This is a genomic window from Nocardioides sp. NPDC006303 (assembly GCF_040613175.1).
In the GTDB taxonomy this organism is placed as follows: Bacteria; Actinomycetota; Actinomycetes; order Propionibacteriales; family Nocardioidaceae; genus Nocardioides.
This window is the reverse complement of record NZ_JBEXRR010000049.1, coordinates 1-21,435: the sequence shown is the minus strand read 5'-3', so window position 1 is coordinate 21,435 and position 21,435 is coordinate 1. Positions and strand designations below refer to the sequence as shown.

The 21,435-nt window shown below is 70.4% G+C and carries 19 protein-coding genes and 2 tRNA genes; 20 read left to right on the top strand and 1 reads right to left on the bottom strand.

The window, feature by feature from the left end; genetic code table 11:
- Window positions 1–3: 3 nt before the first annotated feature.
- The 7 genes from ABZY89_RS25960 (at window position 4) to ABZY89_RS25930 (ending at window position 5,601) form a co-directional block, all read left to right on the top strand.
- On the top strand, window positions 4–441 hold the full coding sequence (locus ABZY89_RS25960) for a molybdenum cofactor biosynthesis protein MoaE (RefSeq protein WP_355231879.1): 438 nt from the start codon (window positions 4–6) through the stop codon (window positions 439–441).
- A 35-nt stretch (window positions 442–476) separates the two neighbouring features.
- Window positions 477–713: a hypothetical protein gene (locus ABZY89_RS25955; protein WP_160027430.1), complete on the top strand. Its 237-nt coding sequence runs from the start codon at window positions 477–479 to the stop codon at window positions 711–713.
- 33 nt (window positions 714–746) lie between these two features.
- Window positions 747–1,793, top strand: coding sequence for a PDZ domain-containing protein (locus tag ABZY89_RS25950; protein ID WP_355231878.1), 1,047 nt, complete (start codon window positions 747–749; stop codon window positions 1,791–1,793).
- Window positions 1,790–2,386, top strand: a complete 597-nt coding sequence (locus tag ABZY89_RS25945; RefSeq protein ID WP_355231876.1) for a PPA1309 family protein — start codon at window positions 1,790–1,792, stop codon at window positions 2,384–2,386. Before ABZY89_RS25950 ends, ABZY89_RS25945 begins: the two co-directional genes overlap by 4 nt.
- Window positions 2,383–5,283: a UPF0182 family protein gene (locus ABZY89_RS25940; protein ID WP_355231874.1), complete on the top strand. Its 2,901-nt coding sequence runs from the start codon at window positions 2,383–2,385 to the stop codon at window positions 5,281–5,283. The genes ABZY89_RS25945 and ABZY89_RS25940 overlap by 4 nt, the downstream gene beginning before the upstream one ends.
- A 54-nt stretch (window positions 5,284–5,337) precedes the next feature.
- Window positions 5,338–5,411, top strand: a tRNA-Met gene (locus ABZY89_RS25935).
- Between the two features lie 116 nt (window positions 5,412–5,527).
- A tRNA-Met gene (locus tag ABZY89_RS25930) sits at window positions 5,528–5,601 on the top strand.
- Here the strand turns inward: ABZY89_RS25930 and ABZY89_RS25925 are convergent.
- Window positions 5,599–6,612 carry a helix-turn-helix domain-containing protein gene (locus ABZY89_RS25925; RefSeq protein ID WP_355231872.1) on the bottom strand — a complete coding sequence of 338 codons (1,014 nt, stop codon included), beginning with the start codon at window positions 6,610–6,612 and terminating at the stop codon, window positions 5,599–5,601. The two genes, ABZY89_RS25930 and ABZY89_RS25925, sit on opposite strands and share 3 nt — an antisense overlap.
- 70 nt (window positions 6,613–6,682) lie before the next feature.
- Here ABZY89_RS25925 and ABZY89_RS25920 point away from each other — a divergent pair, with 70 nt between their 5' ends.
- The 13 genes from ABZY89_RS25920 (at window position 6,683) to ABZY89_RS25860 (ending at window position 21,243) form a co-directional block, all read left to right on the top strand.
- Entirely contained in the window at window positions 6,683–7,723 is a 1,041-nt protein-coding gene (locus tag ABZY89_RS25920; RefSeq protein ID WP_355231870.1) for a saccharopine dehydrogenase NADP-binding domain-containing protein, read from the top strand.
- An 81-nt stretch (window positions 7,724–7,804) separates the two neighbouring features.
- The gene (locus ABZY89_RS25915; RefSeq protein WP_355231868.1) at window positions 7,805–9,028 is read left to right on the top strand and encodes a lipase family protein; all 1,224 of its coding nucleotides are present in this window, start codon (window positions 7,805–7,807) and stop codon (window positions 9,026–9,028) included.
- Between the two features lie 80 nt (window positions 9,029–9,108).
- Window positions 9,109–9,546, top strand: a complete 438-nt coding sequence (locus ABZY89_RS25910) for an SRPBCC family protein (RefSeq protein WP_355231866.1) — start codon at window positions 9,109–9,111, stop codon at window positions 9,544–9,546.
- A 73-nt stretch (window positions 9,547–9,619) separates the two neighbouring features.
- A complete protein-coding gene (locus ABZY89_RS25905) occupies window positions 9,620–10,273 on the top strand; it encodes a hypothetical protein (protein WP_355231864.1) in 654 nt (217 codons plus the stop codon).
- Window positions 10,270–12,123: a YhgE/Pip domain-containing protein gene (locus tag ABZY89_RS25900; RefSeq protein WP_355231862.1), complete on the top strand. Its 1,854-nt coding sequence runs from the start codon at window positions 10,270–10,272 to the stop codon at window positions 12,121–12,123. The genes ABZY89_RS25905 and ABZY89_RS25900 overlap by 4 nt, the downstream gene beginning before the upstream one ends.
- A 138-nt stretch (window positions 12,124–12,261) precedes the next feature.
- Window positions 12,262–13,440: a mandelate racemase/muconate lactonizing enzyme family protein gene (locus ABZY89_RS25895; protein ID WP_355231860.1), complete on the top strand. Its 1,179-nt coding sequence runs from the start codon at window positions 12,262–12,264 to the stop codon at window positions 13,438–13,440.
- A 29-nt stretch (window positions 13,441–13,469) separates the two neighbouring features.
- The gene (locus ABZY89_RS25890; RefSeq protein ID WP_355231858.1) at window positions 13,470–14,228 is read left to right on the top strand and encodes an SDR family oxidoreductase; all 759 of its coding nucleotides are present in this window, start codon (window positions 13,470–13,472) and stop codon (window positions 14,226–14,228) included.
- Complete coding sequence (locus ABZY89_RS25885) at window positions 14,225–15,364, top strand: aldose 1-epimerase family protein (RefSeq protein WP_355231856.1); 1,140 nt, start codon at window positions 14,225–14,227, stop codon at window positions 15,362–15,364. Before ABZY89_RS25890 ends, ABZY89_RS25885 begins: the two co-directional genes overlap by 4 nt.
- A gap of 36 nt (window positions 15,365–15,400) precedes the next feature.
- A complete protein-coding gene (locus ABZY89_RS25880; RefSeq protein WP_355231855.1) occupies window positions 15,401–16,621 on the top strand; it encodes a CoA transferase in 1,221 nt (406 codons plus the stop codon).
- The gene (locus ABZY89_RS25875; protein WP_355231853.1) at window positions 16,618–17,757 is read left to right on the top strand and encodes a hypothetical protein; all 1,140 of its coding nucleotides are present in this window, start codon (window positions 16,618–16,620) and stop codon (window positions 17,755–17,757) included. Before ABZY89_RS25880 ends, ABZY89_RS25875 begins: the two co-directional genes overlap by 4 nt.
- A complete protein-coding gene (locus tag ABZY89_RS25870) occupies window positions 17,754–18,542 on the top strand; it encodes an enoyl-CoA hydratase/isomerase family protein (protein ID WP_355231851.1) in 789 nt (262 codons plus the stop codon). The genes ABZY89_RS25875 and ABZY89_RS25870 overlap by 4 nt, the downstream gene beginning before the upstream one ends.
- A 14-nt stretch (window positions 18,543–18,556) precedes the next feature.
- Window positions 18,557–19,744, top strand: a complete 1,188-nt coding sequence (locus ABZY89_RS25865; protein WP_355231849.1) for a fumarylacetoacetate hydrolase family protein — start codon at window positions 18,557–18,559, stop codon at window positions 19,742–19,744.
- Window positions 19,741–21,243 carry an aldehyde dehydrogenase (NADP(+)) gene (locus ABZY89_RS25860; RefSeq protein ID WP_355231848.1) on the top strand — a complete coding sequence of 501 codons (1,503 nt, stop codon included), beginning with the start codon at window positions 19,741–19,743 and terminating at the stop codon, window positions 21,241–21,243. The genes ABZY89_RS25865 and ABZY89_RS25860 overlap by 4 nt, the downstream gene beginning before the upstream one ends.
- Window positions 21,244–21,435: the final 192 nt, after the last annotated feature.

Genomic DNA, 21,435 nt, shown 5'->3' with positions numbered 1-21,435 from the left:
TCCATGGCTGAACCGAAGAATGGCGCCGTCAAGCTTCTCGACATCCGGGAGACTCCTCTCGATGTCGCCGAGGTGCTGGCCGCACTCGACGACGACGCTTCCGGCGGGGTGACGCTCTTCGTCGGCCGCGTACGTGACCACGACGGGGGCAAGGGTGTGACCGGCCTCGACTACCAGGCCCATCCGACCGCCCTCGCGCGCCTGGCGGATGTCGCCGAGAAGGTGGCCGCCGACCACGGCGTCGCGGGCCTCGCCGCGGTCCACCGCACCGGCCACCTCGACATCGGCGACATCGCCGTCATCGTGGCCACCGCCTCCGGCCACCGTGGCGAGGCCTTCGCCGCCTCCCGCGACCTCATCGACACCCTGAAGGCCGAGGTGCCTATCTGGAAGCACCAGGTCTTCACCGACGGCACAGACGAGTGGGTCGGCGCGCCCTGATGCGCAGCATTGGCGCCACCAAATAGGCTGCGTACGTGGACATCCTGCTCTGGCTCGTACCGTCAGCGGTCATCACCGTGCTGGCGATGGCCTGGGTCGCGTTCCTCGGACGTGAGGGGCGCGAGCAGGACCGCGAAGAGGTCGTACGCCGCCTCGGGATCGCGCTCGAGAAGGAGAAGACGCGCGAGCGCTCGAGAAGGTACGCAGCGCCTCAGCCGCCGCCCGACAGGTCGACCGGAGTCGCGGTCCGTGTCAACCGCGATGCCTCTTAGGGTGCACTTGGTCTTGAATGAGAAGGTGACGCTATGACACAGCGCACCCTGGCCGGCCTTGTCGCCCTGCCGCTCGTGGTTGCCCTGATCGTGATCGCCTGGGTCGTTCCGCTGCCTTTCACGATCTACAGCCCCGGGCCGACGGTGAACGTCCTGGGCGAGTTCGACGGCAAGGACATCGTCCAGGTCGAGGGCCACAAGAGCTACCGCGACAAGGGGCAGCTGCGGATGACCACGGTCTCCGAGACCACCCGCGAGGCAAGGCTCGGGCTCTGGACCCTGCTCGGCGCATGGATGAGCGACACCGAGGCGGTCTACCCGCGCGAGGTCGCCTACCCCGACCAGGGCACCGTCGAGGACGACCGTGAGGCCGGGCAGGTGCAGATGGCCAGCGCCCAGGACGCGGCGATCGCCGCGGCGTTCACCAAGCTCGGTGAGGACGTCGACGAGGTCTCGGTCGCCGAGGTGACCGAGGACGCGCCGGCCGCCGGCAAGCTGAAGGCCGACGACGTGGTCACCAAGGTCGGCGACAAGGCGGTCGACACCCCCGAGGAGGTCGTCGCGGAGGTGCAGAAGGTCGAGCCCGGTGACACGGTCGAGCTGACCATCGAGCGCAAGGGCAAGACGCTCACCGAGACCATCAAGACCGGTGAGAAGGACGGCAAGGCCTTCATCGGCGTCTCGCTGGGAGCGACCTACGAGTTCCCCTACGACGTCAAGATCACCCTCGACCCGGCCATCGGCGGACCGAGCGCCGGGCTGATGATGGCGCTCTCGGTCTACGACACCCTCACCGAGGGGCCGCTGACCGGCGAGAAGAAGATCGCCGGCACCGGCACCATCGACGGTGACGGCAACGTAGGCCCGATCGGCGGGATCCAGCAGAAGATCCCGGGTGCGGCCTCGGACGGAGCCAAGCTCTTCCTGGTGCCCGCCGGCAACTGCCAAGACGTCGAGGGTGCCGAGAACGGTGACATGCGCCTGACCCGTGTGGAGACTCTCGACGACGCCATCAAGGCCATCGAAACCTGGACCGAGGACCCGAATGCCAAGCTGCCGACCTGTGGGAGCACGAAGTGAACGACACCCCTGAGCCCACGCCCGAGCTCAGCCGCGGTCTCGACCTGGAGACCGACCCCGCCCTGGCCACAGCGGTCCTCGAGATCGAGGCACACGTCGCCGGCGAAGGCTGGGACGGACCGGCGAGGCTCTTCGCGCTCGTCGACACCGCCGCGCTGGTCCGGGCCGAGCCCGCGCTCGCCGCGATGATGGGCCTCGACGCTCCCGATCAGGACGGGTCGCTGACCCCGATCGAGCAGGACCAGGTGCCGGTGACGACCCAGCTGGAGGAGGTCCTCCAGACGACAGCCTGGCCCGCCGGGGTCACCGGCTGCGCAGCGGTGGTCGAGCGCCTCGTGCTGCCGCCTGACGCCGACGGCAAGATCCCCGATGACGCCGAGGCGGCCGCGGAGTTCGCCAAGGCGCACCCCGACCGGCAAGAGGTACGCATCGTGGCCGGCGCGACACGTGCTGGTGCTACGTACTGTGCTCTGCGGTTGAAGGCGCACGACGACGACCAGTCGGTCATCGGCGGCGTCGACCTGGTCCCCGAGCTCCTCGAACTGCTGCGTGTCACTCTTGAGGAGAACCCAGACAGCGAGGCTGACGCATGAGTCTGTTCGACGACGACGACCCGGCGCAGGCGCCGGCGCGCACACAGAGCACCGGCCGCAACCGATGGCTGGCGATCTCGGCCGTCTCGGTCATCGTGCTCTTCTTCGGCATCAGTGCCTTCGCGGCGATCTACACCGACGCGCTGTGGTACGACGCGATCGACTTCAGCAGCGTCTTCGGCACGGTCTTCTGGACGCGTACGGCACTGTTCGTCATCTTCTTCGTGCTGATGGCGATCATGATCGGGCTTCCCGCGGCGCTCGCCTACCGCACCCGTCCCTACTTCCACCCGGCCGATGACATCGGTGGCCTGGACCGCTACCGCGACGCGATCGCACCGATCCGCACCTGGCTCCTGGTCGGCGTCGCTGGTGTCTCCGGGATCTTCGCCGGCTTCTCGGGCGCCGGCCAGTGGCGTACGTATCTGATGTGGCGCCACGGGCGCGACTTCGACAAGACCGATGAGTTCTTCGGCAAGGACATCGGCTTCTACGTCTTCGACCTGCCGTGGTGGCACTACCTGGTCAACTTCGCGCTGACCGGGCTGATCCTCGGCACCATCGGCGCGATGATCGTGCACTACGTCTACGGCGGCATCCGGCTCACCGCGCAGCGCGACCGGTTCACCCGCTCCGCGCAGATCCAGCTCAGCGCCATGCTCGGGCTGATCCTGCTGGTCAAGGGGCTCGACTACTGGGTCGACCGCTACGACCTGGTCAACGGCTCCGGGCCCCGCCTCGACGGGATGACCTACACCGACGAGCACGCGGTGCTCCCGGCCAACCAGATCCTGCTCGGGATCGCGGTGATCTGCGGCGTGCTGTTCATCCTCAACATGTGGCGACGCAGCTGGCAGCTGCCCTCGATCGCGATCTCGCTGTTCGCGATCTCGGTGCTGCTGATCGGGATGATCTGGCCCGCGGTCGTGCAGGGCTTCCAGGTCCGGCCGAGCGAGCAGGACAAGGAGAAGCCCTACCTCGCGGCCAACATCAAGGCCACCCAGGACGCCTACGGCATCGCCAAGGACGACCTGGAGGTGACCGAGTACACCTCGCAGGCCGAGGCCGACGGCGCCTCGCCCGAGCAGCTCGACGAGACCGCGTCCTCGCTGCCGATCGTCGACCCCGCGGTGGTCCACCGCGAGTTCGAGCAGGTCCAGCAGGGCCGCTCCTACTACTCGGTGCACGAGCCGCTGGACATCTCCACCTACGAGGTCGGCGGCAAGGAGCGGGCGGTCGTGCTCGGCGTACGCGAGCTCAACCAGGCCGGCATCTCCGACTCCGACCGCACCTGGACCAACCTGCACACGGTCTACACCCACTCCAACGGAGTGATCGCCTCCTACGCCAACATGCGCGGCGCCGACGACAAGACCGAGTCGAACCAGATGCAGTGGGCCGAGGGCGACCGCACCGGCCAGCACGACCTGACCTCGGGCCAGGGCAAGTTCCAGGACAAGGTCTACTTCGGCGAGGACTCGCCGGAGTACTCGATCGTCGGCAAGGCCGGCAAGGGCAACCCGGTCGAGCTCGACTACAACTCCGAGGACGGCGAGACCAGGACGACGTACGAGGGCGCCGGCGGTGTCCCGATCGGCTCCAACTTCCGGCAGCTGATGTACGCCATCCAGTTCGGCTCCACGAACTTCCTGCTCTCCTCGCGCGTGAACGAGAACTCCGAGATCCTCTACGACCGCTCTCCGAAGGAGCGGGTGCAGAAGGTGGCGCCGTGGCTGACCCTGGACGACGACGTCTACCCGGTCGTCGTCGGTGGGCGGATCCAGTGGGTGGTCGACGGCTACACGACCACCGACCGCTACCCGCAGGCCGCGCGTGACTCGTTCGCCTCGATGACCGACGATGCCACCCAGACCTCGACCGGCGTGCAGACGCTGCCGACCGACGAGATCAACTACATGCGCAACGCAGTGAAGGCGACCGTGGATGCGTACGACGGCACGGTCACCCTCTACGAGTGGGACGAGTCGGACCCGATCCTGCAGACGTGGGAGGCGGCCTTCCCCGGCACCGTGATGCCGAAGTCGTCGGTCCCGAAGGAGCTGATGGAGCACCTTCGCTACCCCGAGGACCTCTACAAGGTGCAGCGCTACCAGCTGGCGCGCTACCACGTCTCCGACCCGGACGTCTTCTTCTCCGGTAACGAGCGCTGGGCCGTGCCCGAGGACCCGAACGACGACAACCACCAGCAGACGCCCTACCGGATGTTCCTCGACGACGGCTCCGGCACCGCACGCTGGTCGCTGACGTCCGCCTTCGTGCCCTACAACCGTCCAAACCTGGCGGCGATGATGTCCGTGGACTCGGACGCCACCTCGGAGAACTACGGGAAGATCCGGATCACCACCGGTTTCCCCGAGGACACCCAGGGGCCGGGCATGGTCTCCAACGAGTTCCGCACGGACAAGGCGATCGCCGACGAGGTCGCCTCGTTCAACCGCTCCGGCTCGGCGCCGGTGTGGGGCCAGGTCATCACCTATCCGACGGCGAAGAACGGCCTCCTGTACGTCGAGCCGATCTACGCCCGCCGAGCGACCGCCTCGACCTCGGGCTATGCCCAGCTGGCCTTCGTGCTGGTCTCCTACGACGGACGGGTCGGCTACGGTACGACGCTGAACGAGGCCCTCGAGGTCGCGCTGACCGGCGCCGCGCCGACGCCTCCGACGGCATCCGATCCCGACGAGGAGCCGGCCGAGACCACTCCGCCTCCATCCGGTGACTCACCGGGCGAGGTCGGCCAGCTCCTCGAGGACGCGCGTGCCCTGTTCGCCCAGGCCGACGAGGCCGGCAAGTCGGGCGACTACGCCGAGCGTGAGCGTCTCATCGCCGAGGCTCAGGACAAGGTCGACCAGGCCGCCGACCTCATCTCGGGAGGCTGAGGGCACCTCCGATTAGGGGTTCGTTTCCCCTCGCGTGTAATGTTCTTCTTGCGACGCGGGGTGGAGCAGCTCGGTAGCTCGCTGGGCTCATAACCCAGAGGTCACAGGTTCAAATCCTGTCCCCGCTACTCCAAGACGAAGGCCCGGACCGAAAGGTCCGGGCCTTCGTGATTTCGGGCTCGACGAGACCCAGGCGCCCGAGATTGGGGTTCGGGTCAGTTCGCGGGTAGTGTTGTTCTTGCGACGCGGGGTGGAGCAGCTCGGTAGCTCGCTGGGCTCATAACCCAGAGGTCACAGGTTCAAATCCTGTCCCCGCTACCCCAAGACGAAGGCTCGGACCGAAAGGTCCGGGCCTTCGTGGTTTTCAGTGCCTGAGCTGGGGTCGTCAGTCAGCCGGAACGTCGTCCGGTACGCCGTCGGCGTGACGCCGAGCGTGCGGTGGAAGTGGCGGCGCAGGGTGGTGGCAGTGCCCATGCCGCAGCTGGTCGCGATCTGGTCGATCGAGGCATCGGTGCTCTCGAGCAGCTCCTGAGCGCGGGCCAGCCGTTGACGGTGGAGCCAGTCGAGCGGGCTGGCCTCCAGCTCCGTCTGCATCCGGCGGGTGAGCTGGCGGGGGCTGAGGTGGGCGTTGGCGGCGAGGTCGGCGACGGTGAGGGGCTGGTCGAGTCGAGCGCGGGCCCATTCGAGGGTAGGGGCGAGCCCGTCCGGACTGCGTGGCGCCGCGGGCGGGGTGATGAACTGGGCCTGTCCGCCGGTGCGGTGGGCGGGTACGACCATCCGCCTGGCCATGGCGTTGGCCGCGGCAGCGCCATAGTCGCGGCGTACCAGGTGCAGGCAGAGGTCGAGCGCTGCAGTCTTGCCTGCGGAGGTGAGCACGCCCCCGTCGTCGACGTAGAGGATGTCGGGCCGTACGTCGACCTGCGGGTAGCGGCGGGCGAGGTCTTCGGCGTGCATCCAGTGAGTGGTGGCTACGCGGCCGTCGAGCACGCCTGCGGCCGCCAGCACGAACGCACCGGTGCAGAGGGCGGCAAGTCGGGTGCCTCGCCGCTGGGCGGCGACGAGGGCGTCGATGAGCGCCGGGTCCACTCGGTCGTCGAGCTCGTCGGCCGAGGGCACGACGACGGTGTCGACGTGGGCGATCTCCGCGTAACCGGCCGTGCGCACGTGGGGTAGCCATGGATGGGGACCGCCGTCGGCGGTGCAGATCACGAGGTCGTACCAGCCGCCTGCGGGGTCCTGGTCCGGGCGGTCGGCGCCGAAGATCTCGGAGGCGATCGCAACCTCGTAGAGCATCGCGGTGTCGTGCAGGACGAGCGCAATCCGATGCATGTCGCAAACTGTACGGTGCATGTCGTTTCGGACACTCGTCTCGACGGCCCGACCTCGACAGGATCGAGGCATGAACACGAATGAACGAGTCCTTGTCTACGGCGCCACCGGTCACACGGGGCGCTTCGTCGTCGACGAGCTGCTGCGCCGCGGGCTCGAGCCCGTGCTCGCCGGCCGCGACGCCGAGCGGCTGGCCGCTGGTCCCGCGCGGTATGCCGGCCTCGAGCGGAGGGTGGCCACGCTGGCGGATCCAGCTGGCCTCCGGCGTGCCCTTTCCGGGACCGCGGCGGTCGTCAATTGCGCGGGTCCCTTCCTCGACACCGCGCTTCCGCTGGCCCGGGCAGCCGTCGACGCCGGCGCCCACTACCTCGACGTCACGGCCGAGCAGCCGGTCGTGCAGGCGCTGTACCGCGACCTCGACGCGCCCGCCCGGTCGGCGAACGTGGCTGTCGTCCCGGCGATGGCGTTCTACGGTGGCCTCGCCGACCTGCTCGTCACGGCACTCCTTGAAGGGCGTACGCACGCAGAGGAGGTCGAGGTGGCGATCGGTCTGGACCGGTGGTGGCCGACCGCGGGGACGCGCGTGACCGGGGTGCGGAACACCGCGACCCGACTGGTCATCCGCGATGGCGCGCTGGCACCCCTCGAGAGTCCTGCGCCCTTCGAGACGTGGACCTTCGACGAGCCGCTGGGTGAACAGGCCGTCGTCCAGCTGCCGTTCTCCGAGGTGATCACCATCGACCGTCACCTGGAGGTGAAGGAGCTGCGCTCTCATCTCAACACCGGCTCGCTCGACGAGCTTCGCGACGCCGAGACACCGGCGCCGGAGGCCGTCGACCAACGTGGCCGCTCGGCCCAGAGGTTCTTCGTCGACGTCGTGGCTCGAGACGGCGGCGACGTACGTCGAGCGAGCGTGAGTGGCCGTGACATCTACGCCGTCAGTGCGCCGATCGTCGTCGAGGGTGTCGCCCGCCTCCTGGATGGGCGTCATCACGGATCCGGGGCCTGCGCACCGGGTCAGGTCTTCGACGCCGCCGACGTCCTGAGGACCCTTCAGCGGGACGGCGCGGTCGCGGTGCGGTCGACGCGCCAGAGTCTGAGCAAGATCTGATCCGTTACGAATTTTGACACATCTGTGACGGAATACGTAACCTCGCCGCATCCGTCAATGATGAAGAAGGCAGGGCCCGTCATGAAGAGACTCCTCGTCGGAGGCGCGGTCCTTGCGACCGCTCTCACCTCCGTGGTCACCACGACCTCGGCCGAGGCGCGCCCGCATCACGCGGCGGCGAGCGCTCCGACCGCGGTTGCCGGAGCGGTGGGCGACGCCTTCTACCAGGCACCGAAGGACCTCCTCGACGGTCCTCACGGCAGCGTGATCCGGCGCCGTCCGCTCCACGGCGACGCGGCGTACGACGGCGCTCGCAACTGGCTGGTCCTCTACCGCTCCGTCACGCCTCAGGGCGAGCCGGTCGCGGTCTCGGGAACCGTCGCCATCCCTAGCGGCCAGGCCCCGAAGGGCGGCTGGCCGGTGATCTCGTGGCTGCACGGCACGACGGGCGTCGCCGATGTCTGCGCGCCCTCTCGTGACGCGGCCGATCATCCGACCCACGACTACCTGCAGGTCATGCACGAGACGGTGCAGCGCTGGGTCGACCGTGGGTACGCGGTCGTCGCCACCGACTATCAGGGGTTGGGCACCGACGGTCAGCACAGCTACCTCGTCGGTGAGGCCGAGGGACGCGCCGCGGCCGACATGGTGCGCGCCGCACACAAGATGCCAGGTCCGCCGGGACAGCTGAGTGCCGAATGGGTTGCCGCAGGGCACTCCCAGGGCGGTCACGCGGCCCTGTTCGCCGCAGACGTCGCACCGCGCTGGACGCCCGAGCTCCCTCTGATCGGTGCGGTCGGTCTTGCGCCCGGCTCTCAGCTGAGCGGCTTCGTCGAGCAGATCCGCAACCTTCCGCTGCGGGGCATCACCGGGTTCTTGCCGCTCATCATCCGTGGCGTCGAGACCACCGGCGTGTCGACCGACGGACTGCTGACGCCGGGTGCTGACCAGTTGATGTCGCACGCCGAGGACCGTTGCGTCGGCCAGCTCAACGCGTCGGACTCCTGGGGTGCGCTCAGCACCGACCAGGTGTTCCAGCCGGGCGCTGACTTCGCCGCCTTCGACCGGGCGATGGCCGACAACGAGCCGGGCCGGCTTGCGCCGTCGGTACCGGTGTTCCTCGCGCAGGGCGACGGTGACACCACCGTGCTGCCGGCATGGACGCAGGCGCTGACGTCCCAGCTGACCGCCAACGGCGTTGCTGTCACCTCCGAGACGTACGCCGGGGTCGACCACCGCGGCGTGATCGCCGCTTCGTACGACGACGTCACCGGGTGGATCGACGGGCTCCACGGTCAGAGCTGACCTGCTTCGGCGCTGCTCTCGTCGCCCTACGCCGAGTCCGGATACTCGCCGTGGACGCTGACTCGGAGGAGGATGCTGTCATGGCCGTCGACGTGCTGGTGGAAACGACGATTCATCGATCGCCGGGTGAGGTGTCCGCGTACGCCGGCGATCCGACCAACGCGCCGACCTGGTACGCCAACATCCGCTCGGTCGAGTGGCGTACGGAGCCGCCGGTGCGGGTCGGGTCGAGGATGGACTTCGTCGCGCAGTTCCTGGGGCGCCGGCTGGCCTACACCTACGAGGTGGTCGAGTGGGTGCCGGGGGAGCGGCTGGTGATGCGTACGGCCGATGGACCGTTCCCGATGGAGACGACCTACACCTGGGAGCCTGCGGGAGAGGGCGGCACTTGGATGACGCTGCGCAACCGCGGCAACCCGTCCGGTTTCTCCCGGGTCGCTGCGCCGGTGATGGAGCGGGCCATGCGGCGAGCGACGACCAAGGATCTGGCCAGGCTCAAGGAGATCCTCGAGTCCTGACGCGAAGCGTTCGGGTGCCTTCGGATCGCTGTGTCTGACCGTCATCGGCGGCATTTGGTGACAGGGTTTGGCTATGAGCGAGGACGCGGTCGACGAGGAGAAGACGAGGCTGCGAGCCCTCGGCGTACGTGTTCGGCAGGGGGCTCGGGACCTGCTCCCGACCACGTCGTTGACGTTGCACGGGGGAGAGGTCGCGGTGGCTGTCGGTCCGCCGGGAGGTGGGCACACGTCGCTGGCTCTGGCGCTCGCCGGGCGGCTCCGGCTCGACGCGGGCAGGGCGGAGCTGGACGGTGACGCGTCGCCTCGGGTCCTGCAGGCTGCGGTGGCGCTGGTCGACGTGCCGGGGGTCTCCGAGCCCGACGAGATGGTGCCGTTCCGCACGATCCTTGGTGAGGAGCTCGCCATGGCGAAGCACAAGCCGAGCGCTGCAGCCATCGACGGCTGGCTGGGGGAGTACGACCTCGCGACCGGCATCACCACGGAGGCGGTCCCGCCGGTGCCGCGCCTGGAGATCCTCGCCCGGATGGCGTTGCTGCGTCCAGGCACCCGCTTCCTCGTCCTCACCTACCCCGAACGCCTCGGCCTGCCGGTCGCACAGTGGCTGGACATCGCCGACGACCTCGCCGGCTCCGAGAGCCGGCCCGGCGTCCTCGTCACCGCGAGTCGTGCGGTCACCATCCCCGCCGGCGTGCGTACGTTCACCATCGGTCCGACGGAGGAAGCATGAACTCGTTGCGTATCGCCCTGACCGAGCTGCGCCGGATCACTGCCGGGCGGCTGGCGAAGCTCGTCATCGTGGCGCTCGTCCTCGTCCCCACGCTCTACGCCGGGCTCTACCTCTACGCCAACCACGATCCGTACGCTCACTTCGACGAGCTCCCGGCGGCGCTCATCGTGGAGGACACCGGGGCCACCACGACCGACGGCACGAAGATCGAGGCCGGGCGCGATGTCGCCGACAACCTCCTGGAATCCGGCGACTTCGACTGGACGGAGACCTCTGCCGCCGAGGCGGAGGAGGGCGTCCAGGAAGGCGACTACTACTTCGCTCTACGGATCCCGGAGGGGTTCTCCCGTACGCTGACCGGCGCTGAGCGGCTCGACCCGGAGCAGGCGCAGATCCAGGTCATCACCAACGACGCCAACTCCTACCTGTCCACCACGATCGCGACCAACGTCACCGACAAGGTCCGCGCCGCCATCGCCAGCGAGGTCTCCGAGCAGGCGGCGGCCAACTTCCTGCTCGGCATCTCCGACCTCCGCTCGGGTCTGGTGAAGGCCGCCGACGGCGCCGCGAAGCTGGAGAAGGGCGCGGTCACGCTGCGCGACGGAGCCGGGACGCTGGCCACCGGAGCCGGCGACCTCGAGAACGGCCTGAACACCATCGAGGGCAAGGTCACCGACCTGCCCAGCAAGACGCGCGAGCTCGCCACCGGCGCCCGAAAGGTTGCCGACGCCAACGGCGAGATCGCCGCCACCGGGCAACGGGCCGCGAGCGCAGTCGATGACGCCGTCGCCGCCTACGAGTCGAATCGGGACGACCTCGACGCCCGGCTCCAGGCGCAGGGGCTCGATGAGCAGCAACGAGCCGAGGTGCTGGCCATCTACGACCGCGGCTCCGCCCCGCTCGACCGCGTCGACCAGCGCGTCGGCGACGTCTCGGGCCAGCTCGACCAGCTCGCCACCGGTGCGGACCAAGTGGCCGACGGCAACGAGCAGCTGGCCGATGCGATGCCCGATCTCGTCGCCGGGATCTCCTCGGCCGCTGATGGTGCCGGCGAGCTCAGCACCGGAGCGACCAAGCTGCGTGACGGTGCCGCCGAGCTCGCCACCGGCGCCGGCGACCTGAAGAAGGGGCTGCAGGACGGCGCCGCGCAGGCACCCGCCACCAACGAGGAGCTGCGCGACCGGATCGCCTCGACGATCGCCGACCCGGTCGCCATCGACTCGGTCTCCGAGGCGAAGGCGTCCTCGTACGGAGCCGGGCTGGCGCCGTTCTTCCTCGCCCTGGGCGCATGGATCGGCGGGTACGTCCTCTTCCTGCTCGTCCGGCCGATCTCGACCCGCGCGCTGGCCGCCAACCAGACCCCGCTGAGGGTGGCCCTGGGCGGCTGGCTCACCCCGGCGCTCATCGGCGTCGCGCAGATGGTCGTCGTGCTCGTGGTCGTCGGTCTCGCCGTCGACATCACGCCGGTGAACTGGCTCGGCACGTTGGGGTTCCTGCTGCTCACCTCCGCGACCTTCATCGCGATCGTGCACATGCTCAACGCGCTCCTCGGCGCCCCGGGCCAGTTCCTCGGCCTGGTCCTGATGGTCGTCCAGCTCGTCACCGCCGGCGGCACGTTCCCCTGGCAGACCATTCCCGAGCCGCTGCACTGGCTCCACCACATACTGCCGATGAGCTACGCCGTCGACGGGCTGCGCCAGCTGATGTACGGCGGGCTCTCCGGGCGGGTCGTCGCGGACGCCCTCGTCCTGACCGCCTTCCTCGTCGGCGCGCTGCTGCTGACCAGCTACGGCGCTCGCCGGCAACGGGTCTGGACGCCCAAGCGGGTGCGTCCGGAGATCGCCATCTGACCGTCGCGCCCATCGATCACCGGTGCTCCCTGAGCACCGGTGATCACTTCTGCCTGCAGACAGCATACAGTTGACAACAGACAAATGATGTCTGATGATTCACGGACTCCATGAAAGAGTTAAAGGGGCCGCCGAACCATGCGCATCACGGGCTATCGCACGCTGACGACCGTGCACGACTGGGGTCGTCCCATCGGCGACGTCAACGGCGCTGTCGGATCGGGCAAGACAGTCGTTCCGATCGTCGTGCTCACCACCGACTCCGGACTGGAGGGCATCGGCCTCGGCCACCACCAGGGCCTCGACGTCGTCTTCCCCGCTCTGGAGGGCGAGGACCCGATCGCCGTGCAGGCGCTCTACGACCGGATGCTGTCGTGGGTCTTCAAGTCCGGGCACGGCGGCGCGGTGTTCGGGGCGATCGGCGCACTCGACATGGCGCTGTGGGACCTCAAGGCCAAGGCGGCCGGCCAACCGCTGTGGCGCCTGCTCGGCGGGCGCGACCGGGTCGTGCCGGCGTACGCCTCCGGCCTGGACGGGCCGCTGACCGACGAGGAGCTCGCCGCCCTCCAGACCCGGTTCGCCGACCACGGCTTCACTGCCGTCAAGATCAAGGGCGGCCTGGACGTCGAAGCCGACCTGCGGCGCCTCCACCTCGTCAGCGACGTCTTCCATGACCGGACGGGCGCCGCGCCCGCGCTGATGCTCGACGCCAACGAGTCCTGGTCGCGCAAGGAGGCGGTACGCCACATCGGCCGCCTCGAGGAGTCGGTCGACCTCGCCTGGGTCGAGGAGCCTGTGCGCCGGTGGGACGTCGACGGCCTGACTCGCGTCTCCCAGTCGGTGCGTGCGGCCGTCGCGACCGGGGAGAACCTCACCGGACTCGAGCAGTTCCGGCCGCTGCTGCAGGCCAACGCGGTCGACGTCGTGCAGACCGGCAGCGTCTGGGGGATCAGCCACTTCCTGCGTGTGGCCGCCCTCGCGCTGGCCTTCGACCTGCCGGTGAGTCCGGTCGGCTACAACGCCAATCCGATCGCCCACGCAGCCACGGTCGTTCCCAACCACCTCTCGCTGGAGGTGCAGGACCTGCATCTGCCCTTCGGTATCGAGTCCGACCAGGAGATCGAGGACGGGCACCTGGTGCTCGGCGACCTCCCCGGTCTCGGCCTGGTCGTCGACGAGGCGGCGATCGAGCACATGAACGAGGCCGCCGACTGGGGACGCCACGGCGGCCCCCACGTACGTCCGGAGCGAGCCGGTCGCCGGCTCGTCCGCAAGCCGTCCCTCCACCCGCGCCCCCAGGGCCCCGCCGCGCGCTGACCTGCCCCACTCACGAAAGGACCAGCCAGATGACGTCCCAGACCCCGACCCGCGGTTGTGCCGTGGTGACCGGAGCGGGTGGCTCGCTCGGCCGCGCCAGCGCCGTACGCCTCGGGCAGGAGGGCTTCTCGCTCGCCCTGCTCGACCTGCCGGGTGACGCACTGACCACCACAGCCGCCGAGGTCGAGGCGACCGGAGCTCGGCAGGTCACCCTGCCCGTGGACGTCCGCGACGCCGATGCAGTGGTCGCCGCCCTGGAGGAGGCCGAGCGCGAGCTGTGGCCGCTCGAGGTGCTGCTCAACAACGCCGCGATCTATCCGGCCACGCCGTTCCTGGACATCCCGGTCAGCGAGTACGACGACGTGGTGGCGGTCAACCAGCGGGCCTACTTCGTCGCCGCCCAGGCGGCGGCCCGGCTGATGGCGCCGCGGGGGAGCGGCTCGATCGTCAACATCGGCTCGATCACCTTCTCCGGCGGCTGGGACAAGCTGGCCAGCTATGTCTCGACCAAGGGCGCGGCGGTGGCGCTGACCCGTGCGCTCGCGCGCGAGCTCGGCCCGAGCGGCATCCGCGTGAACGCGGTCGCCCCGGGTGCCTTCCCGACCAAGGCCGAGGAGATCCACGAGGATCCCGAGGCCTACACGGCCCACGTGCTGGACCACCAGTCCCTCAAGCGGCGCGGCCGGCCCGCCGAGCTGGCGGCGGTGGTCGCCTTCCTGGTCGGGCCCGACGCGTCCTTCATGACCGGGCAGACCCTGAACGTCGACGGCGGATGGAACATGCAATGAGCGAACACGACAACAAGCTCGACATCTTCGGACACCGACTCACGCCGCGAGAGCTGCGCGAGCGCACCGGCGACACCGAGTCCGTCGCGGGAGTACGCCAGGTCGTCCTCGACAACGGTTCCGAGCGCGGCGTACGGGCGGTGCAGCTGCGCACCTCGGCCGGGCTCGAGCTCGAGGTGCTGGTCGACCGGGCGCTCGACCTCGGCGCGGCCCGGCTGCGGGGCGTCCCCTTCGGGTGGCGCAGCGGCAACGGCTTCCGCCACCCGGGCCTGCACGAGCACCACGACGAAGGCGGTCTCTCCTGGCTGCGCGCCCTCGACGGCCTGCTGGTCTCCGGCGGCCTCGACCACACCCTCTTCGGTGGCGACGTGGACGCCACGGCGTACAACTATCCGCCCAAGCAGACGGTCAACCACGGCCTGCACGGCCGGCTCACCGCGATCCCCGGCCGCCTGCTCGAGGCCGGCGAGGTGTGGGACGGCGACCGTCGTGTGCTGCGGGTGCGCGGCGAGGTCGTCCAGGCGACGTCCTTCGGTGAGCACCTGCGCCTGACCCGCACGATCGAGGCCGACTTCGACGGACTCGAGATCCGCCTCCACGACGTCGTCGACAACCTCGGCTTCGACCCGACGCCGCACATGTTCCTCTACCACCTCAACTTCGGCTGGCCACTGGTCGATGCGGGCACCGAGTTCGTCGCGGCCATCAGCGAGACCCCGTGGTGCTCGGACTCGGTCGCCGAGCAGGGCGTCTCCTACCGCACCCTCCCCGAGCCGCAGCCGCGGTTCGTCGAGCAGGTCCACGAGCACACCCTCGTCGCCGAGGCCGACGGCCGGCACCGGGTCGCGCTGCTCCGCGGCGACGAGACCCTCGGCGTGGAGGTCTCCTGGGACTCCGCCACGATGCCGCACTTCTTCGAGTGGCAGAACCTCCGCAGCGGCCAGTACGCCATCGGGCTGGAGCCGTCGACGCATGCGGTCGCCGGCGACGCCGCCGCCCGCGAGGACGGGTCGATGACCTGGCTCGAGCACGGCGACACGCGCAGCTACACCACCACGATCCGCGTGCTCGACGGCGCGGAGGACGTCCGGGCCTCCCGCGCCGCGATCCGCGCGCTCGGCGACCAGCCCGACTGACCCGCCAACCCACCCAGGCAAGGAAGTCCCGAACCGATGACCACCACACCCCGCATCCTCGAGGGCTACCGCGTCCTCGACTGCTCGATCGCCATGGCCGGCCCGTTCGCCGCTCAGCGGCTGGGTGACCTGGGCGCCGACGTCGTCAAGGTCGAGCCGGTCACCGGCGAGTGGCAGCGCCACGCCGCGGCCGGCGGCGCGCAGGGCAATCAGATCAACGTCTCCTTCCTCTCCCTCAACCGCAACAAGCGCTCGCTGGCCGTCGACCTCAAGGCCGACGCCGGCAAGCAGGTGCTGCTGCGGATGGTCGAGACGGCAGACGTGTTCCTCCAGAACTACCGCCCAGGCGTGGCCGAACGGCTCGGCGTCGACTACGCGACGCTCTCGGCGATCAACCCGCGCCTGGTCTACGTCTCGATGTCCGGTTACGGCGAGGACGGCCCCGACGTCGACCAGCCCGGGCAGGACCTGCTGCTGCAGGCCCGCAGCGGCGCGATGCTCTCGACCGGTCGCCACGGCGAGCCGCCGCAGCCGGCGGGGCAGTACCTCGTCGACGCGGTCACCGCCTCCACCGCGTTCGAAGCTGTCCTGGCCGCGCTGCTGCACCGCGAGCGTACGGGCGAGGGGCAGCTGGTGAAGGTGAACATGCTGGACGCGATCACCACCTTGCAGATGCAGGAGCTGTCGGTGTTCGTGGCCGGCAAGGTGCCCCAGCAGCGCAGCGCGGAGCCGCACGCGCACGTCTACATCCGGGCGCCCTATGGCACGTTCAAGACGGCGGACGGTTTCCTCGCCCTCGCCATGCCCGACCTGCCGACGCTGGGGAAGGTCATCGACGAGCCCGCGTTCGCCGAGATGAGCTCGGAGGTGCACGGCTGGACCCACCGGGACGAGGTCCATCGCCGCACTGCGGACAGGCTGGTGCTGCGTACGACGGCCGAGTGGCTCGACGCACTCGGTGCCGCCGGCATCTGGTGCGGCCCGGTCCAGGACTACGCGGCCCTGGTCGAGGACCCGCAGATCAAGCACAACGGGACCTTCGTCGAGTACGACCACCCCACCGAGGGCCGGGTCACGACCCCGGGATTCCCGTACGCCTTCTCCAGCACGCCGGCCTCGATCGAGCGGGGCGCTCCCCTGGTCGGGGAGCACACCGGCGAGCTGCTCGCAGAGGCCGGGTTCACCGGCGAGGAGATCGCGGCGCTGACCGCCGGTGGCGTGGTCGCCGAGACCCGTCCCGAGCAGCCGGTCCGATGACCCTGCCGACCTTTCGCGGCCTGACCTGGGACCACCCGCGCGGCCGGGATGCGCTGGTCGCGGCGGCCGAGGCGAGCGACCTGGACCTGACCTGGGATGTGCACCCGCTCAGCGGCTTCGAGTCCACCCCGATCGAGGAGATCGCCGCCGACTACGACCTCGTCGTCCTCGACCACCCGCATCTCGGTGACGCACTCGCACACGGCTGCCTGCAGTCGTTCGACGACCTCGTCGGTCACGAGCAGGTGGCGGCGTGGGCGGACGCGGCCGTGGGTCCGAGCCTGGCGTCGTACGTCATGGACGGACGGCTGTGGGCGGTGCCTCTCGACGCGGCGACGCAGGTGGCCGCGACATGTGCGGATCTCGTCGACGCCGTGCCGCGGCTGTGGGCGGAGGTCGTCGCGCTGTCCCGGCGGGCGCCGGTCGCGCTCTCGGTAGCGGGCCCGCACGCGCTCCTGACCTTCACCTCGGTCTGCGTCGCACTGGGAGAAGAGCCGGGTGGCACCCAGCGGTTCGTCTCCGACGAGGTCGGACGCCAGGCCCTCGAGCTGATGGCCGACCTGGCCGCGCGGGCGCCGCGCCACACCCTGGACCTCGACCCGATCGGCATGCTCGCCGAGATGACCGAGGGCGACACGATCGCCCACGTGCCGCTCGTCTACGGCTACGTCACCTACGCCGACACCACGCTCGACCGTCCGGTTCGCTTCACCGACGCGCCCACGCTGGCACCTGGTACCCGGCCCGGCTCCACCCTCGGCGGGACCGGCCTGGCCATCACGGCACGGTGCCAGGTCACGCCCGAGCTGCTCGACCACGTACGCCACCTCATGTCAGCGCCGGTGCAGGAGGACTTCATCCCGGCGCACGCCGGCCAGCCGTCCGCACGCGCCGCGTGGACCTCGCCGGCGGTGAACGAGCCGGTGGGCGACTTCTACCGCGGCACCCTGGAGACGGTCGAGCGGGCGTGGGTGCGGCCCCGTCATCCGGGCTACGTGACGTTCCAGACCGAGGCCGCCGAGGTCGTGCGCGAGGCCCTGTCCGGCTCGATCAGCATCGCCGCTGCCCTGTCTCGGATCGACGACCGCCACCTGGCCACCCTCGGCCGCACGAGCCCGGAAGGAGCTGCCCGATGACCGCACCCGAGTCGACCTGCCCGGAGGTGCTGTTCGAGCAGCGCGGCCATATCGGCGTGATCACCCTCAACCGGCCCGCCAAGCTCAACGCCGTCACCCAGGAGATGTCCGATGCGCTCGTCGCGCTGGCACGTTGGTGCAACGACACCGACGAGATCCGCGTCGTGGTGCTCACCGGCGCCGGGGACCGCGCCTTCTGCGCGGGCTCGGACATCGCCGAGCTCGACAAGTACGCCAGCCCCTGGGCCTTCCGCAACCGGGAGGACTACTGCGACTCGCTCAAGGTGTTGCGCAAGCCGATCATCGCCGCCGTCAACGGGTACGCCCTCGGCGGCGGCCTGGAGACCGCGCTGATCTGCGACATCCGGCTGGCGTCGACCACCGCGAAGCTCGCCGCCGCTGAGGTGAAGCTCGGCTGGATCGGCGGCGGCGGGATGTCTGCGCTGCTGGCACGCTCGATCGGCCCGAGCAACGCGGCGGTGATGCTGATGACCGGAGATCCGATCGACGCGCGGCAGGCGCTCGCCTGGGGCCTGGTCAGCGAGGTGCTCGAGCCCGACGCCCTCCTGCCGCGAGCCCTCGAGCTCGCCGAGACCATCGCGAGCCGCGCACCCATCGCGGTCGAGACCGCCAAGGCCAATCTGGCCGCCGCCGCCAACATGCCTCTGGAGCAGGCGGTCGCCTACGAGCGCGACATCCAGACCGTGTGCTTCGCGACCGCCGACGCCGCCGAGGGCCGCGCGGCGTTCGCCGAGAAGCGCGCACCCCGATTCGTCCGAGCCTGACCTAAGGACCACCGATGACCGTCACCACCGACTGGGGCCCCGACCTGGCCGCCACGCTGCCCACCGATGGCGCTGTCCCGACGCTCGTGGGGCGTGTCTGGGATCCGCAAGCAGGAGGCCCGAGCGTCGTCGTGGTGCGGGATGGCACTGCGTACGACGTGAGCGGGACGTTCCCGACGGTGCGCGACCTCTGCGAGCACACCGACTCCGTCGCCGCTCTGGCCGGCGTTCCCGGTGAGCCGCTGGCTACGGTGGCCGACCTGCTCGCCAACACGCCGCCGGAGGGCCGCGACGCCACCCGCCCCTGGCTGCTCCCGCCGGTCGACCTGCAGGCGGTCAAGGCCGCCGGGGTGACCTTCGTGGTCTCGATGCTGGAGCGGCTCATCGAGGAACGCGCTCGGGGCGAGGCCGACGCCGCGGCCACGGTGCGCGCCGAGATCACCGCGGCGATCGGCGGCGGGCTCGACGAGCTGCTCCCCGGCTCACCGGAGGCGCAGCGGCTCAAGGAGGTGCTGCGCGAGCGCGGCATGTGGAGCCAGTACCTCGAGGTCGGCATCGGACCCGACGCCGAGATCTTCACCAAGGCCCAGCCGCTGTCCGCGGTCGGCACCGCCACCGAGGTCGGGGTGCTGGCCGCGTCGCGCTGGAACAACCCCGAGCCCGAGGTGGCGCTGGTCGTCGCCTCTGACGGCCGGATCGTCGGCGCCACCCTGGGCAACGACGTCAACCTGCGTGACGTCGAGGGTCGCTCGGCGCTCCTGCTGCCCAAGGCGAAGGACAACAACGCCGCCTGTGCCGTCGGCCCGTTCGTACGGCTCTTCGACGCCGGCTTCACCCTCGACCACGTGCGCGCGATGACGGTCTCGCTCGAGGTGCGTGGCGAGGACGACTTCGAGATGGTGGGCACCTCGTCGATGCGCGCGATCAGCCGCGACCCCGCCGATCTGGTGCGCCAGCTGGTCGGCCCGCACCACCAGTACCCCGACGGGGCCGTGCTGCTGCTCGGCACCATGTTCGCGCCCTCGCACGACCGGGACGAGCCCGGTATGGGGTTCACCCATCACTCGGGCGACATCGTCCGGATCTCCGCGCCCGAGCTCGGCACCCTCGTCAACCGCGTCAGGGCGAGCGAGGAGTGCGCGCCGTGGAACTTCGGCGTCGCCGACCTGATGCGCAACCTCGCCGGAAGGAAGCTGCTGTGACCTTCCTGTCCTCCCGAAACCCCGCCACCGGCGAGGAGACCCCGACCGGACTGCGAGCCACCAGCACCGAGGAGGTCGACCGGGTCGTCACGGAGGCGAATCTCGCCGTGCCGGCGCTGACAGCGCTGGGTCGCGAGGGGCGTGCCCGCCTGCTCGAAGCGATGGCCGACCGGCTCGAGGAGAGCCGCGCCCGGCTCGTCGAGACCGCGATGTCGGAGACCGGGCTGACCCGGCCGCGGCTCGAGGGTGAGGTTGGCCGCACCGGCTTCCAGCTGCGCCTCTTCGCCGAGGCCGTCCGGGAGGGCGGCTTCCTCGAGGCGGCGATCGACCACGCCGGCCAGACGCCGCTCGGGCCTGCCCCCGATGTACGCCGCATGCTCGTGCCGATCGGCCCGGTCGCCGTCTTCGGGGCCAGCAACTTCCCGCTCGCGTTCTCGGTGCCGGGCGGCGACACCGCCTCCGCGGTCGCGGCCGGCTGCTCGGTCGTGGTCAAGGCGCACGAGTCGCACCCGCTGACCTCCCAGCTCGCCTTCGACGCGTTGCGTGCCGGGGTCGAGGACCTCGAGCTGCCGCCCGGGACGGTCGGCCTGGTCCACGGTCGCGGGGCCGGTGCCGACCTGGTCGTCCACCCGCTCATCAAGGCGGTCGGCTTCACCGGCTCGCCCGCCGGTGGCCGGGCGTTGCTCGACCTGGTCAACGCGCGCCCCGAGCCGATCCCGTTCTACGGCGAGCTCGGCAGCCTCAACCCGCTCGTGGTCACCCCCGGCGCCGCCGTGGCTCGCAGCGCAGCCATCGCCGAGGGTCTCGCCGCGTCGATCACCGGGTCGGCCGGGCAGCTGTGCACCAAGCCGGGACTGGTGTTCGTGCCGGCCGGGGAGGTCGGCGACGAGCTGGTCGAGGAGCTGGCCGCGATCCTGGCCGAGTCGGTCGCGCAGCCGCTGCTCAACGTCGGCATCGCCGACTCCTACCGCGAGATCCTCGGCCGCCTCACGTCGGCGCCCGGCGTCACCGCCGCCGTGACGGCGCAGGAGCAGGGCGGACCCGCCTGGGCCGCCGCGGGACTCCTGGTGACCGGCTCGGCGGGACTCCCGGAGGTCCTCGAGGAGTGCTTCGGCCCCGCCGCCGTCGTGGTGAGGTACGCCGACGAGGCCGACCTCGTCGCTGCGTTGACCCAGGTTCCCGGATCGCTCACCGCGTCCCTCTACTCCGAGCCCGACGAGTCCGCGCTGACCCGACGACTCGTCGATGCGGTCGCCCCGATCGCCGGTCGCCTGGTCTTCAACGGCTTCCCCACCGGCGTACGCGTCTCGTGGGCGCAGCACCACGGCGGACCGTGGCCCTCCACCAACACCCTGCACACCTCGGTCGGCGTCACCGCCGTACGCCGGTTCCTGCGCCCGATGGTGTGGCAGGACGCGCCCCAGGAGCTGTTGCCCGAGGAGCTGCGCGACGGACACACCGGCACGCCGCGTCGCGTGGACGGCACGCTGCGCCCCTGACCCCAGCCGAGGCGTCAGCCGCGTCGGCCGAGAGGTCAGCCGCGTCGGCCGAGTCGGCAGCCCGGCGCTACCTCGGCGCCGAGATCGACCTGGAGGAGACGTACGCCTGGGCCCGCCAGGAGTTCGACTGGCTGCGCGGGTTCGAGGCGCCGGTGCGTACGGATGCCTGGCGACGCACCTCCGGCATGCACC

Excerpts from the sequence above, each read along its gene's own strand:
- ABZY89_RS25915 (WP_355231868.1), top strand. The coding sequence starts at position 7,805 with ATGAAGAGACTCCTCGTCGGAGGCGCGGTCCTTGCGACCGCTCTCACC.
- ABZY89_RS25920 (WP_355231870.1), top strand. The coding sequence starts at position 6,683 with ATGAACACGAATGAACGAGTCCTTGTCTACGGCGCCACCGGTCACACG.
- ABZY89_RS25900 (WP_355231862.1), top strand. The coding sequence starts at position 10,270 with ATGAACTCGTTGCGTATCGCCCTGACCGAGCTGCGCCGGATCACTGCC.
- ABZY89_RS25890 (WP_355231858.1), top strand. The coding sequence starts at position 13,470 with ATGACGTCCCAGACCCCGACCCGCGGTTGTGCCGTGGTGACCGGAGCG.
- ABZY89_RS25875 (WP_355231853.1), top strand. The coding sequence starts at position 16,618 with ATGACCCTGCCGACCTTTCGCGGCCTGACCTGGGACCACCCGCGCGGC.
- ABZY89_RS25885 (WP_355231856.1), top strand. The coding sequence starts at position 14,225 with ATGAGCGAACACGACAACAAGCTCGACATCTTCGGACACCGACTCACG.
- ABZY89_RS25865 (WP_355231849.1), top strand. The coding sequence starts at position 18,557 with ATGACCGTCACCACCGACTGGGGCCCCGACCTGGCCGCCACGCTGCCC.
- ABZY89_RS25940 (WP_355231874.1), top strand. The coding sequence starts at position 2,383 with ATGAGTCTGTTCGACGACGACGACCCGGCGCAGGCGCCGGCGCGCACA.
- ABZY89_RS25925 (WP_355231872.1), bottom strand. The coding sequence starts at position 6,612 with ATGCATCGGATTGCGCTCGTCCTGCACGACACCGCGATGCTCTACGAG.
- ABZY89_RS25960 (WP_355231879.1), top strand. The coding sequence starts at position 4 with ATGGCTGAACCGAAGAATGGCGCCGTCAAGCTTCTCGACATCCGGGAG.
- ABZY89_RS25910 (WP_355231866.1), top strand. The coding sequence starts at position 9,109 with ATGGCCGTCGACGTGCTGGTGGAAACGACGATTCATCGATCGCCGGGT.
- ABZY89_RS25905 (WP_355231864.1), top strand. The coding sequence starts at position 9,620 with ATGAGCGAGGACGCGGTCGACGAGGAGAAGACGAGGCTGCGAGCCCTC.
- ABZY89_RS25870 (WP_355231851.1), top strand. The coding sequence starts at position 17,754 with ATGACCGCACCCGAGTCGACCTGCCCGGAGGTGCTGTTCGAGCAGCGC.
- ABZY89_RS25895 (WP_355231860.1), top strand. The coding sequence starts at position 12,262 with ATGCGCATCACGGGCTATCGCACGCTGACGACCGTGCACGACTGGGGT.
- ABZY89_RS25880 (WP_355231855.1), top strand. The coding sequence starts at position 15,401 with ATGACCACCACACCCCGCATCCTCGAGGGCTACCGCGTCCTCGACTGC.
- ABZY89_RS25950 (WP_355231878.1), top strand. The coding sequence starts at position 747 with ATGACACAGCGCACCCTGGCCGGCCTTGTCGCCCTGCCGCTCGTGGTT.